This is a genomic window from Pseudomonas sp. PS02290, assembly GCF_029960075.1.
In the GTDB taxonomy this organism is placed as follows: domain Bacteria; phylum Pseudomonadota; class Gammaproteobacteria; order Pseudomonadales; family Pseudomonadaceae; genus Aquipseudomonas.
Genome location: NZ_JASCOY010000016.1, coordinates 22,692 through 36,828, shown reverse-complemented (window position 1 = coordinate 36,828; position 14,137 = coordinate 22,692). Strand labels below are relative to the sequence as shown.

At 53.2% G+C, this 14,137-nt stretch carries 13 protein-coding genes; 12 read left to right on the top strand and 1 reads right to left on the bottom strand.

Annotated features, from left to right (window positions below; translation table 11 throughout):
- Positions 1–18 precede the first annotated feature (18 nt).
- The 12 genes from QMX88_RS10225 to QMX88_RS10170 all read left to right on the top strand — a co-directional run bounded on the left by QMX88_RS10225 (position 19) and on the right by QMX88_RS10170 (position 13,224).
- Entirely contained in the window at positions 19–462 is a 444-nt protein-coding gene (locus QMX88_RS10225) for a DUF6750 family protein (protein ID WP_280319603.1), read from the top strand.
- A 44-nt stretch (positions 463–506) separates the two neighbouring features.
- Positions 507–1,232: an HNH endonuclease gene (locus QMX88_RS10220; RefSeq protein ID WP_280319600.1), complete on the top strand. Its 726-nt coding sequence runs from the start codon at positions 507–509 to the stop codon at positions 1,230–1,232.
- Between the two features lie 11 nt (positions 1,233–1,243).
- Positions 1,244–4,300: a hypothetical protein gene (locus tag QMX88_RS10215; protein ID WP_280319597.1), complete on the top strand. Its 3,057-nt coding sequence runs from the start codon at positions 1,244–1,246 to the stop codon at positions 4,298–4,300.
- On the top strand, positions 4,300–5,544 hold the full coding sequence (traW, locus tag QMX88_RS10210) for a conjugal transfer protein TraW (protein ID WP_280319595.1): 1,245 nt from the start codon (positions 4,300–4,302) through the stop codon (positions 5,542–5,544). The genes QMX88_RS10215 and traW overlap by 1 nt, the downstream gene beginning before the upstream one ends.
- Positions 5,544–6,137 carry a hypothetical protein gene (locus QMX88_RS10205; protein ID WP_280319593.1) on the top strand — a complete coding sequence of 198 codons (594 nt, stop codon included), beginning with the start codon at positions 5,544–5,546 and terminating at the stop codon, positions 6,135–6,137. Before traW ends, QMX88_RS10205 begins: the two co-directional genes overlap by 1 nt.
- The gene (locus tag QMX88_RS10200; protein WP_282368846.1) at positions 6,134–8,320 is read left to right on the top strand and encodes a DotA/TraY family protein; all 2,187 of its coding nucleotides are present in this window, start codon (positions 6,134–6,136) and stop codon (positions 8,318–8,320) included. Before QMX88_RS10205 ends, QMX88_RS10200 begins: the two co-directional genes overlap by 4 nt.
- Positions 8,321–8,440: 120 nt before the next feature.
- Complete coding sequence (locus tag QMX88_RS10195) at positions 8,441–8,938, top strand: hypothetical protein (protein ID WP_280319588.1); 498 nt, start codon at positions 8,441–8,443, stop codon at positions 8,936–8,938.
- A gap of 38 nt (positions 8,939–8,976) precedes the next feature.
- Positions 8,977–9,780, top strand: a complete 804-nt coding sequence (locus QMX88_RS10190) for a hypothetical protein (protein ID WP_280319585.1) — start codon at positions 8,977–8,979, stop codon at positions 9,778–9,780.
- Between the two features lie 261 nt (positions 9,781–10,041).
- Positions 10,042–10,722 carry a hypothetical protein gene (locus QMX88_RS10185; RefSeq protein WP_280319583.1) on the top strand — a complete coding sequence of 227 codons (681 nt, stop codon included), beginning with the start codon at positions 10,042–10,044 and terminating at the stop codon, positions 10,720–10,722.
- Positions 10,723–10,786: 64 nt separating this feature from the next.
- Positions 10,787–11,335 carry a single-stranded DNA-binding protein gene (locus tag QMX88_RS10180; protein ID WP_280319580.1) on the top strand — a complete coding sequence of 183 codons (549 nt, stop codon included), beginning with the start codon at positions 10,787–10,789 and terminating at the stop codon, positions 11,333–11,335.
- Positions 11,336–11,481: 146 nt separating this feature from the next.
- Positions 11,482–12,399: an Abi family protein gene (locus QMX88_RS10175; protein WP_282368839.1), complete on the top strand. Its 918-nt coding sequence runs from the start codon at positions 11,482–11,484 to the stop codon at positions 12,397–12,399.
- Between the two features lie 75 nt (positions 12,400–12,474).
- A complete protein-coding gene (locus QMX88_RS10170) occupies positions 12,475–13,224 on the top strand; it encodes a hypothetical protein (RefSeq protein WP_280319909.1) in 750 nt (249 codons plus the stop codon).
- 88 nt (positions 13,225–13,312) lie between these two features.
- Here the strand turns inward: QMX88_RS10170 and QMX88_RS10165 are convergent, their stop codons facing one another.
- Positions 13,313–14,056, bottom strand: coding sequence for a hypothetical protein (locus QMX88_RS10165; protein WP_280319906.1), 744 nt, complete (start codon positions 14,054–14,056; stop codon positions 13,313–13,315).
- Between the last annotated feature and the right edge of the window lie 81 nt (positions 14,057–14,137).

The following is a 14,137-nucleotide window of genomic DNA, read 5'->3' as shown; positions in this document are numbered from 1 at the left end:
ACATAACGGAGCGGTATTATGAAATTGAATCCTTTCGAAGCAATCGGCGATGTCGTACGTAAAGCGCACGTGCAGTTGGTCACCAAGACCGACGAGTACAGCCAGCACCCGGTACAGCGTCGAATCATGTTGGCAAGCGCCGGTATTACGATGACAACCATGTTTGTTGCCCAGGCACATGCTGAAGGTTTTGCTGACATGGGCACCAAAGCAGCGGAGCAGGGCGACTCGTTGAAAGAAAGCTTCGGAAAGCTTTTTGCAGTGCTGGGTTTTGGCGGTGCTGGCTGGGGCGGCATGAACATGTGGAAAAAAACTCAGCAGGGCGAGAACAGCCGAGTTACTGGCACTCAGATCTGGGGGCCGCTGTTGGGCGGTGCAGCACTCGGCGCGACCGGCTTCATGATGACTACTGCAGGTGAAACTGTGGGTATCGATGCCGGCCAACAAGGCGTTGTCCCTTAACCACTAGCAGAACAGGCAGTCTCAACGGCTGCCTTGGAGGTTTGATGAGCAGCGAAGATATTCAGTCAGACATGGTAGTCCCCGACGCTACGCTGGGTCGTAACTTCGAACGTCCAGCATTGCCGGGTTTGACATTATCAACCAAAGCGCAGGTCTGGGGAGACAAAGAGCCAGGTTCGATTGAGCCCGGTAAGAAATTGTTGAGCACAGAGTTGCGGAGCGAGGTATTACGCGACAGCAAGCATCGTTGCTACTTTTGTGGTTTCCCCTCGCAGAGCCTGGAAATTCACAATTTAAATCACAACCACCAAGATGTGCGCAAAGACAACCTACGCGCCGTAGATTCTCTATGTCACGGCTGGCAGCATCTTGGGGAGTTGGGGGAAGGGAGCGCATTCATCGGATACCTTCCAGGGTTAGTTTCTCAGGACGTTAATAATCTCCAAAGATGTATTTTAGTGGCCTTGGAAACAGGTGATGAATCGACTAAAGCTGATGCGAAGAAATTATTAAATTGGTTGGCTTCACACAGACAATACACCGAAGCGGCGTGGGGCACCTTTGAACCTAGCGTATTTGCTAATGCGCTGGTAAAGATGGAAGGAGTTGGGACCGATGTGCACGGTGTAGTGTTTAGAGACCTTGCGGTAATCTTTAATCCAGGTTCCTACAGCGCAAGCGCAAACCAATGGGCTCATGATGCTTACAAATCGACACCTACAGCATCTTGGCCAAATGTGTATCACGACATAATGAATGCGCCGAGCTGAAGGGGAAGGGTATGGGAGTTCTGGAGAAGTGCGTAGATGCTGTTGAGGGTGCAATTGAGTACCTTGCCCGACATCTCATCAATAAAGACATGACAAGCTACTGCGAGCTGATGACCGCAGTAGGTGTGACCGATGAAGACATTCGGCGTTCTCCAGATCTGAAGGACCCGTACACGCTGGTCAACACAGGATATTCGTTACTGACTGTTTTTGACCTCCAAGGCACCTTTCAGATGCTGTCTGAGCACGAATTTGCCGCGATGATTGAATCGTTACGAGTTCGAATGACTGGTTACATGAAGCGTTACGGACATTCGCTGACCTTTTCGTTCGAGCGCGATCCTGACCGGGCCAAAGACGAGTTAATGCGACTGGCGGAACCTCTGCTTAATACTGCTCGGAGGATTGGGCTCGAAACCGAGGACATCATTTTAGACCGGGTAATGCGTAATTACCCTTTGTGCTCATGGGAGCAGAATATTCTTGTTGTATACACACATCTTAGCGCTATGAGTTCCGAGGAACAAAAACGCGAGATGAATGCCCTTACGGCAAGTTTGGCAAAGCATAACGTGCCTCGGACGCAATATGGCCAGAATCCTGCGTTTGCTCTTTCCGCATTGAAGTATCGCCATGACACGATGGTCAAGCGTTTGCAGGATGATTTCGCAAACTGCGGCGTCGATGGTCAAAAGGGGATCATGATGAAACCTCTGACTGCGCACGAAGCCGTAAAGCGCGTCCGAATTATGATCAACCGCGAAGGTACCTCGCAGAAGTTCCGGCCGTCTCTACCTGGTGACCGCCACATGCCAAGCGGTCCAGAACGAGCTGACGACTATTCAGATCTTATTGCCCCTCGTTTGAGCTACCAGATCTGTAGCAACAATGTAGAGCCCGATGGTAATTACATTCGCACGGATAGACTCTGGCACGGCTCGTTTGGTATGGAACTAGGGCCGCAGGATCCACTTCCATTCAAGGAACTGTTTTCTGCAGTTGATCAGGTTGTCCCGTGGCGAATTCGCTTCGACCTCAACCCGAGCGGTCTGAACGAGGTCCGGATGCGGCGAATGGTTGCAGGTTTTGTAGGGCTGCTGCCAAGCAACCGCTCCATACGTGAGTCTTTCGCGGACCTGGAAAAGCTTCAGAAGGAAGAAGCGATTCTTTCAATGAAAGTTTCGGCTTCTACCTGGGCTCAGGACAAAGACACGGTTAAGCAGCGCATGTCTTCTTTGGAAAAATCATTGCAGTCGTGGGGTACATGCCAGGTTAGCCAGAACCATGGCGATCCGATGGCTGGCCTTGCATCCACCATCCCTGCATTCACCACTAAAAATACAGCGAATCGTCTGTTGCCCCCGCTCCCAGACGCTTTGGCTATGCTCCCCTTGCAACGGCCGGCAACACCTTGGGCAGATACCGGTTCATGGATCCTCAGGACTCCTGAGGGCAAAATCTATCCTGTGGGTCTGGGTAGCAGTATCCAGGACACTTGGATCGAGCTTTTCTCGGGGATACCTGGCTCGGGTAAATCCGTAACTGTAAACACCATGAACAACGCCGCGATCCATCGGCCTGGTGCGGTTCAGCTGCCGCTGATGACAATTGTGGATGTTGGACCGTCCTCATCTGGATTGATCCAGGTGATTCGCGACTCGCTGCCTGACCATCGAAAAAATGAAGCGGTTTACCTTAAGCTCCAAAACAGTGTTGAGTACGCTGTTAACCCTTACGATACGCAGCTCGGTGCCCGCGAACCCACAACACGGGAGCGTGAGTTTCTCGTCGATTTCATGAACCTATTGTGTACCGATACCGATATCGGCCGCGCACCTGCAGAGGTATCTCGTGTCAACGAGCGGTTACTGACCCTGGTTTATGACGACAGGGCCGGAAACGGAGCAAATCAGTACGAACCCGAAGTTGTTCCATTAGTAGACAAGATCCTACTCGAAACCGGGATTCTTGCTGAGCATGATGAAAAATGGTGGTCTACTGCTACCTGGTATGAAGTAACCGATATGCTGTTCGCCGCAGGCTACATCCAGGAAGCGACGATTGCTCAGCGGCAAGCATCGCCAGTGCTGTCTGACTTTAATGCGATGCTGAACAACGAAAGCATCCGACAAATGTTTGGGTCGATCCTTACAAAAAGTGGAGAGCCACTGCTCAACTACATGTCACGCTGTTTCGTGGTGGCAACTACAAGCTTCGCTTTGTTTTCCGGCCGGACCAGATTCGACCTCGATGCAACGACGCGTGTTATCTCAATCGACCTCAACGACGTCATTGGTTCGAAAACTGCTGAGGGAGCAATCAAGACGTCCTGTATGTACCTCTTTGCTAGACAACTTGCAGCGAAGAACTACTTTCTGCGCAAAGAGGAATTAGTAAAGGTCGTTCCCGAGTTATATGCCGATTACCACATCAAACGTGCAGACGACGTTGCCTCACAGCAGAAAATTATTGCTTACGATGAGTGGCACAACACCAGTGGCCTCGAAGCGCCGGTTCAAACCGTCATCAAAGATGGCCGCGAAGGTCGGAAATGGGGTATCCGAATTATCGCGATCTCTCAGTTCATGAATGACTTTCCGCAACCACTACTGGATGCATCTACTTCGGTGTATGTGCTACGCGGCGGGAACCGAAGTGATGAAAAGGTTCTTCGTGATTCTTTTCAGGTTTCCGACCAAACCATCAGCGAGCTTCATCGTAAATGTGTTGGCCCAACTGAAGAAGGCGCGAACATGCTCGCCATTTTCAAAACCAATCAGGGCACCATCACGCAGATCCTCACCAACACTACCGGTGCACTGGAACTGTGGGCCTTTTCTACCACACAGCAAGACGTTTCCCTACGCACGGCGCTGTATAGCCGGCTCGGATCTATGGCGGCGAGAAAGGTACTTGCTGCCAGGTTCCCCCTCGGTACCGCGAAGACCTACATCGAGCAGCTGGAGCTACGGGCGGGTGCAGAGCAAGCCAAATCGGTTGTTATGAAACTCGCCGATGAGATGACTACTGAGTACCGCAACCGTCACAAAGCAGGAGCACATGTCTAATGAACGCACTCAAATCTTCACCTCTTGCAATAGCAGTGCTGACGTTAGGCATGTTCGCTTCTAAGCCTGCCTACGCGATCTGTGACGGCTGCGTAGTTGGTGCTGTAGAAACCGCAAATCTCAGCATCACACTCGCCGTTAATGCCACAACTGCGGCCGTAGGCGCCATGGCGGGCTCGGTGAACACAATGCTGTATCAAGTGGGGACAGCCGTAACGCAGGGCAGCAACAAAGTTGCCAGCACCGTTGAGACAGCAGCTCGGGTTGAACGGGAATTTGCAGCGACCCAAGAGAAGAACCGCCGGTACGAGGATGCGCGGCAACGGTACTATGTCGCGAATTCAATCTGCAGCGAGTCCGCCTCAGGCGGCTCAGTGGACGTGAAGGCAGGCGTAGCCGCCATTAAGACATCCATGAGGTCTGGTGGCGGTAGCCAAACCGCGAACCGCAAGATTGCCCAGGCGCTTACGTCGCCGGCACCGGCCAGTGAAATCGACTCAATGCGCGCGGCGAGCATTCACGCTGATTACTGCGATACGGATGACTATGCTGCTTACGGCGGGGCGAGCGCATGCCCGAGCGTCTCCCAGACGATGCCAGGTGCCGACAAGCGACTTGACTCCATATTGATCGGCGCCGGCCCCAATGGAAAGAGTGCCGATCTAACCTTCTCCCAAGAACAGACAGACGCTGCGCAGATGTACACGCAGAACTCAGCCCGCCGATCGATCGGCAGCCAGCTTCGCAAAGGTGAGGCTGAAAGCGAGGCAGGGGCGCAGTACATTGGCCTGTTTCTTCAGTACGGCGCGATTCTCAATGCCGCAACTGATCCGCAGGACCAGCTCGTTGCCGATAGCCAGCCTAACCCGGCAACAAAGGACCTATTGGTCGATACGCTCAAGTCATCCTCCGCCCAGGCCTATTACAACAAAACGGCGTCCGCCAAGGCGAAAGCGACCGGAACTATGTCGGCTAGGGAGTTTGAGGCCTTTGAAGTCGGGCGCCGGTACGCAAACACCGAGTACCAAGCGGATCTGCAAAACATGGAAGGTGACAACCTGGTTCGTGAACAGATTCGCGTGCAGTCACAAACAAATTGGTTGCTGCTTGAGCTGCGCAACGACGTTCAGCGAGGAAACATCATCGACGGTCTCAATCTCGCAAGCAATGCACGCTCGGAGTTTGAGCCCATCCTGACCCAAAAAATGCGCGCTATTTCCGGGCGTATGGGAGGCAGCAAATAATGACGGATCATCAACCATCACGATCAAAGCAGGCCGCGTCCATCGCCCTGCGCATCATTCTCCCATTCTGGTCGATGAAGCAGACCGTGCGACTGGCCAAGCAAGAAGCTGCCAAAACCAAAGAAAATTGGGAAGCCATCAAAGACCTGTCTGCAGAAGCAAAGCAGGCGCTGTTTCAGAGCGACGGCGGCTCCGAAGCCGGAACCGAAGCTTTGACGTTCGAGCAGGCCATGTCCAACCGCAAGCCAGGTGCAATGTCAGTCGAGCAACTGCATCTCTATTTTTTGCGCAGGAAGCGTGCAGCGCTGCTTGCCGGAGCCATTTTTTGGATGTTTGGGTTAATCGGCGTTGTAACTGGATGTGTTGACGGTTCGACGAGGACGGTGATCCAAAGCCTATTGTCGATCGCTGCAGCTACACCGCTGTTTTTTGCTCTTGCCCTGAGCGCGCAGTTTCGACTCTGGCAGTTGGAGACCCGACGCCTTTCAGAGGATGAAAAAGGAGGGTTTGTTAATTTTCAGAATGAAAACCCAGATTGGTTGATCAAAACGCTCAACCCTCTGTACGGCAAACACCATGGAGCAGAGCTATGAGAGGGATTGCGAGTAAAAGCTTCTGGTTCTTGGTCGCTTGGATGGTTTCCATCCCCAGCTGGGCTGCGGATGGAACGACGATTAGCGAGATATCAGCCGCAGCGAAAAGAACAGGCGATAAATCCCGCGAAGCTCTGGTGGCGATATACGGCAATGTCGTGAATAACCCACTCGCCGGCGGCGACACCAGCGGGGACACCATTCTTGCGAGCATATTTCAGGTCTTCAACGGTGCCTTGTTAGTAGTCGGGGCGATTTGGGCTTGCTACATCGTATTCCGCAAGCTCACACGCACCGCGCACGACGGTTCTGTATTCGACAAACAACAAACGACGATTTGGGGGCCTGTACGCCTCGTTTGGGGCCTTGTGTCGCTGGTACCCACCGCAAGTGGCTGGTCGCTGTCACAGCTGCTTATGCTGTGGGGAGCCTCGGTCATGGGTATTGGTATCGCGAACCTCGGCGTCGACAGCGCGATAACAGCATTCAGTGACGGCACTTCGATGGTCGTCCAGCCAGTCATGCCTTCGACAGTTAGTCTCGGTCACAGCGTCTTTGAGGCCAATCTGTGCCTCCACGGGATCAACGCGGGTATTGCGCAGGCACAGGCGAGCGGCGCCTTAGTTACTCAGAATGGCTATGTTCAGCAGTCTTCAACCCAGACCGGGTTCATCCTAAAAAACGCGAGCTTTGTCTGTGGAGGTGCCGATGTCCAGGGCGACCTTGAGCCTCAGGCCGTGTCCACAAATTTCTTCGGCGGCACCATTGACGTGTCGGATATACGCAAAGCCCACCTGGCTGCACTGACGGCCATGCAAGCCAGCCTAAGCACCTCTGCTCAAAACTTTGTAAATGCAGTGATCCAACGGCAACTAGGGAAAACCACTGCCCTGCCTGACGTGGAGATGGCAGTTCAGTCTGCAGCCCAAGCATATGAGAACTCAGTAAACCGCGCGGCAGCTACCAAGCAAGGGAATATTGGGGAGCTGTCCAAAAAAATGACCTCCAGCATCAAAGAGGCTGGGTGGTGGACTTTGGGCGCCTGGTACCAAACGTTCGCTCAAGCAAACACAAAGCTGTCTGATGCAATGGCTGCAAAAGCGTCGGTGTTCGGCATGTCCTCCAGCGGAGATCCTGCGATCGTCAACGTATACGCCGCGGCAATGGAGGCTTACCAAGCGCAGCAACAGTCATCAACTTTCACGAGCACTCTGGGCACCCAAACCAGCGGCGATTATTCGAAGGGCGCCGGAGGTTCAGATGCGGGCAGCATCATTGGCAGTATTTTCTCCGCGCCTGGTCAGCGAATCGTCAATTATCTGGTAGATGTAAATGCTGGCGGGGAGGGCCTGGGCCAAGTCAACCCGCTGATCAAGATGAAAAATCTGGGCGATTACACGATGGTGGCGGCTGAAACTGCCATGGGTGGATACGTAGCCGCTAAAACCTTGGAAAAGGTGAAGGATGGCTGGAGCATAGCCGGGGCTTTCTCGAAGGTTGCGAACGCTGTTACCTCGTTGGGGGATGCTTTATCGGGCGTGCTGGATGCCGTCGGCCCTTTCATAATCATGCTCATCATCACCCTGTTTATCCTGGGCGGGACCTTATCCACTTACCTCCCTATGGTGCCCTTCATTATCTGGTTTGGCGCTGCAGTTAACTGGCTCGTCGTTGTCGGCGAAGCCGTGATCGCTGCACCTCTTTGGGCTATTACTCACCTGAACGGTGAGGGCGATGGTATGGGGCAAAAGACCACTCACGGGTACATCTTTCTGCTCAATGTGATGGTCCGACCAATCTTGATGGTGCTGGGGTTCTTTCTTGGCGGAGCGGCGTTGATTGCTGGCGGCACACTGCTAAATCAGTTGTTTGGAGTCGCATTGGCCAACGCACAATTCGACTCGATTACGGGCCTGTTTTCGATCATTTTCTTTTTGATGATCTACTGCTCGATGTGCTTGAACCTCGTGCACAGCTGCTTCAACCTGATCATGATCGTGCCTGACCAAGTGATCAATTGGGTCGGTGGCCACGCATCAGCAACCATGGGCCGTGATGACAACGAGAAGATGAAAAATGCGATGAACGTGTTCGGCAACAAGCTAGAACATCTCGCTCCACGTCCGGGTCCCTCCGGTGGCCGAAACAAAGGGCCTACAGGCGGTGACGGTATAAAATCCTAAAAGTCAAAATAACGGGGCCATATGGCCCCGTTATCAATGGCGGTTTGACCTGTCAATGGGTCGTGCTAGAATAAACATAGATTTCGTATCGTAGGCGTGATACGGATTATGGAGATCATTATGAATATTGCATGGTGGGTTCTTCGGCCATTTTATCTGATCGGCCTCGTACCGGTGATACCCGTGGCGCTGATCGCCTGCTTCGATTACCGGCGAGATCCAGATGTGGCGGGCATGTTGATCGTTGCAGGGCTGCTCTACATAGCGCTCGGGTACTTCATGTTCGCTATCGTCCCTCGCTTGCTGCAACGGCGCTTGGAGCGAAAAATTGATGCCTACAGACGCGATGGATTCAGACCTCGTTATGAGGCTTTTTCAGTGGCTTTCAACCGGTACGTGGGCTTCGACCCAGAGGAAAGGAAAGTCCTGTACGTTGACATCACAACTGGGCCAGTAATGGTGGGTTTTGACCAAATCGACAGTTGGGAGTTAAGCCCTGAGAAAAGTCCTCATCCGCTACTCAAACTGGTTACACGCCTTCCCAACCTGAGGGAGATCGGAGTGCGGATCGATCGTCCAGGTGCGTGGAAGTCCGATATGCATACGTTGTTCGGGTGAACCGTGCGACTGTTTTACTCAAAGGAATGGAGCTTTCCATGAAGTTTAAAATGACTGCGATCTCCCTCGCAGCGTGCTGTCTCATCGCGGGGTGCGACAAGCCTTCCCCGGCCCAGAAAGCCCCAGATGCGGCCGCCGGGCAACCCTCACTCCTCAACAGTCCAAAGGTCGCCAGTTCATCCCAGCTGAATCGTCCAGCAACCACACAGGTGTCGAGCTCCGCTGACGCCTCCGTGCCCTTGAACGAATACGTCGACCTCAACTCGCTTCCTGGCGGGCAGGCTCTTACGTTCTTGGTGCTGGCCAAGGCCCCCAGCAGCACAACAACTCAGCAAAAAATGGAATGGCTATCTCCAGGCTACCAAGCCACCTCGGATGCTTTCAAAAGGCAAGATATCGAAAAAGCCGAATGGCCAGCGGTAAGTGCACAGCTGGATGACTATGCGAAGAACGACTACTACACCCTGCCGATTAAAGGATCATCGGTAGTGCAGGGGATGGGTGTGCAAAATGTCATGGTGGGTCCCTATGACTTTTCGAGCTCTTCATTTCCGATCACCAGCTACGGCCAGTACTGCTGGGCGAACCCGGTGCGCAATACAGCGGGGATGAACCTGCAGATCAAACCATCTGAGGTCCCCTGCAGCATTGAGGTCGCAGACCAGACTAAAGCTCGGGAGATCGAGCAGGCGAGGGCGCAAGGTAACCTCGATCTATTGGGCACCCTGTATCTGTACGTTCCGAACTCGTCCGGTATGACTGCCACTGGCGAGGTTGTGCACGGCGTCATCGAGCTGCGCGATCGTCAGTCTTCTAAAGTGCTCACAACTGTCAATTTGTGATGGCCACCGTATAACTCGGAGGTGCATATGAAGCGACTAGTGAACCGCGAGCCCTGGTGGGAGCTTCCTCCAAAGCCTGGGCAAAACGAAACGGACTGCAGCTGGGGCTACCTGGAGCAATACGACGACGGCTCTTTCAAGTTCGACAATACGCAGAGGCCAAGCGATGAAGAAATCCGTCATCGCAAAGGCTGCAGAACAAATCCAAATCGTGAAGGCCCCACGAGTCAGAACGATTGAGCTATTTGAAAGGAGGCACTGATGAGTGCATTGAGCGTTCAAGACTGGCAGGCGGTCCTGAAGGAAATCGCCGAGCAAAAACGTCACAGACTGACCGGTAGTGAATACAAGGAGCTGGTTGGATTTATCGATGCCCAGCCTAAGGATGTAGAGAACCTGGTGCAGACCAGAAAACTTATTGCCCAGTTGGCGGAACATCAAGGGCCTGATGCTCCTGCCCCTTTTAGAGATCTTGGGCACAACAGAGCATTCCAAGTAGAGTCGTTGCCGGCAGCGCCTGCAGAAGGCGATGAACGTCTTCGCGAACGCGTCATTGCCGGCGAACGGGTGTTCGCATCCCGTGAGTTCAAACATACGTCTGAAGCCGCGCAACTGAATGAACGAGGAGAGATGGGGCGCCTGGTGCACGGGCACCGCCTCGATGTCATGCATAACACTGACGGGCCTGGAGATAGGTTCGACGTGTTTCAAGTCAAAACCTCGACTCACATCCCCTACAGCACTGGGATACCCGGGAAGCCGGTAGACGGAGAGCGTACGGCCCACGGGCAGTTCCATTCACTCGCCGAGGCAGGCGCAAGCATCGATCAGACAGTTGGTGTTAAACGCCACTCGCAGCTGATCCGTGAACGCCAGGCTGAATACGGTATCCACTGGAAAGAGGCACCACCTGCAATTCCCAAAGCACCGCGGCCGGCATAACAAAGCTCGTATCCGATCGGTGCAAGTAGCGCGTCAGCAATGAACACTTCAAGGAGCTCCCATCATGGCGAGAGGTGTAAATAAAGTTATTCTGGTCGGTACGTGTGGCCAGGATCCTGAAGTTCGCTACATGCCTAATGGCAACGCCGTGACCAACCTGAGTCTGGCGACCAGCGAGCAGTGGACAGATAAGCAAACCGGCCAGAAGGTCGAGAAAACCGAATGGCACCGGGTGTCGATGTTCGGCAAGGTTGCCGAGATCGCCGGCGAGTACCTGCGCAAAGGCTCGCAGGTGTACATCGAAGGCAAGCTGCAGACGCGGGAGTGGGAAAAAGACGGTATCAAGCGTTACACCACTGAAATCATTGTCGACATGCAAGGCACGATGCAGCTCCTGGGCGGCCGGCCACAAGGCGACCAACAAGGCCAAGGCGATGCGCCCAACTCAGCACCTCGTCCTCAACAACCTCGGCCCCAGCCAGGTCCTCAGTCCGACCGTGAGTCACGTCCAGCGCCACAGCAGGCCTCGCCGCAACCAGCTCCCGATTTCGACAGCTTTGATGACGACATACCGTTCATGGACCCCTACCGATTCAGTTGGCACCTGCAATGACGGATTGATCAAATTTGATCAATCCGTAGGGCCGTGTTAGCATTGGCTCCAAGAATAGCCCCCACGCCTCGGGCGGGACTTGTCCCGTACTGCGCACCAGGGGGTTAGTTATTTCTGGCCCCCATGCCCACGCAGGATGCTCTGGCATGCCGCAAGCCCCCCTCTATTTCCTCAAGCCTGCGAAGCCACCTAATGCGCTGCTGCGCCACCTTAGGCTAAAAGGCTTAGGCACACGTGGACAGCGAGAAAAGGCCCTGCACGCCCTAGAATTCATCGGCTATCACCGGCTGCTGATCTACATGCGGCCGCTGCAGGACCCGCAAAAGCGCTTCTTTCCCACCGTCCAGTTTGACGACATCCTACAGCTTTATGACTTCGATCGGCAGCTACGCCTCGTGTTCCTGGATGCGATCGACCGCATCGAGGTCGCGTTCCGCGCAGCGATCATTAACACCTTGGCCCTGGACAAGACTTGCGGTAGTCATTTCTACCTGGATGCCATCCACTTCAAGGATTGCAAAGCCCATCGTGACGTGATGAAACAGGTGCTGGGCCTTCCGGAAAAAAATGCCGCCATCAAGCATTACTACGAAAACTACAATACGCCGGCCCTGCCGCCTGTCTGGACTGTTCTCGAGGCGATGACCATAGGCCAGCTTTCGCGCCTGTTCAGCGATCTGCACCTTGACCATCGCAAAACTGTAGCGGCCAAATTCGGCTACGACGAGTCCGTTTTGGTTACTTGGCTGAAAAGCCTGACCATCCTGCGAAATGTCTGCGCCCACCATGGCAGGCTGTGGAACGCATCGATTACCGCAGATGCGCCGAAGTATGCCAAGGCTATTGCCGCTGAGTTTCCTAGCCACAATGATCGAGGCCGCATTTTTGCACGAGCAGTCGTCGTCCAGGCTTTGCTCGCAAAGATCGACCCATCCTCCGACTGGAAGGTACGGTTCAAGCAGTTGATGTCGACCCTGCCTACGGCCGTTCTAGCGAAAGCAGGCCGGACCACGGCTGAACTTGGACCAGTTCCAGGTTGGGAGATCCGCTTGTTCTGGTCCTGACTCAGATGAGCGACCGCCTGAGGCATCGAAGCAAGTTTGTATTTCTTTAGGTTAGGTGGGGAGTAATAAAGGCTGATGCAGGCAATCAATGAAATAAAAAAAGCTGCTCTTGAATGCAAAGAGGTTTTTTTAGACGAAAACCTGCTCACTTTAAATGAAGCGATGCTTGATGCTTTTTTTGACCAGGTCGGGGGTGTTGACACGTATGAAAACGTTCAGCTTTCTTCTATAAATACTGTAACCCATCGCAATGAATTTTCCGCTGATGGTATGACTTGGAGAAAGGCAGTAGATAACCTCCACGGGACTAACTGGGATTCCCGTGTGTTGGACTATTTTAAGGGTTCTCTTCAACATGTAAAGTTCCCGCCAGAAAATAGTGTCAACGAGCTGAAGCTGGGCCGATACGGAATTAAATATAACGTTGAGTGCGGGGTTCATCGGGTTATTGCAGGAAAGGCTTGGTTGGCACACCAATTCGGCGGGAATGCATACTTTTCAAATTGCCTGGTCAGAAGTCATGTTATAAATACTGAAGTGAGAAGCTTTTTGAAAGAGCATGGGCAATTTGGCCTGCTCATATATAAAACAAGTCTTCATCCTATGGACAAGATTTTCATCAATAATGCCGTACCTAGATACCTAATAGCTTCTTGTAAGTTTCCCTACAAAATGTACCTGCTCACAGAAGACGTTTGTGAGATAAGCAGGTTTAATCGCCTGAATCCATTAAATTGGTTGAAGATTTTATGTGGTACGTCTATCACCGAAAAAGATCGCTATCGCACACTTACGCCACAATACATCGAAGATATCCAGGCGTAGATTAATATCGTTCCGTGTTATTTTAGATCCGAGGCTGCACGCCCTAGTGTTCAAGCCTCCTAAAACCGCCCTAGGTGGTTTCTTTGCGCTATCCGGATGTCTGCTTCGAATAGTCAGCAACCCGGGTGTGTGAGACGCCTGCGATCAGCGCTATTAAATTGTTGGGTACCAGTCCGAGGAGGTGCCGATACCGCTCCAATTTGGAAACTCTTCGATAGGGCTGGATCCTTAGGAAAATCCGGCGTTGCTCGACAACTGAGACTGGCACATTCACTGCGCGGCTAACCTTAGGATCAGACATTGATCCGAGCAATGATTCAAACCCAAGCCAAGGGCCGTGGAAATTTGGCCAAAGGTTCTGTTGAACTGGTTGAGGATCAGCGGCCATAACCTGATGCAATCCAAATGCTTCCCTTATCGATGCGATGCTCTCCACGTCGACGCCTGAAAGCATGGAGACATCCTCATCCGGTACCAGTCCCAAAAGCTGCCTGAATGGCCTCACAGGGTGGCCCGGAGGCAATCTTTGACGGCGCTGCAGTGGATCAGGACGCTTAAATAGAGCTAAGCCCTCGCTCCGACGATAAGTTGTAACGCTTTTCACCGATGCTCCGCACACCCGGGCTATGGTCAGATCCGAGTTGTCAGCAAACATATGGCGATAGGGTTGAATCAACTGATTGATCGACCAGACCTCGATGCAGAACAGCTCACGCCGGCGCCGAATTACCGCTACCGAGGTGCCAGCCAACCCGGCAAGCTTTTTGTCGGTCATCGTTCCCAGTTTGCAGTCGTACCACCTGGCTAAACCGATCTTCGTCCAGTCAATCATTGCTTTCCGCTTCTCACTGTTGCGTCTCTCTTCCACGCCCTAGGAACCAATTTGTCCCAGGGCGTGGGCGTACCTGGTGCA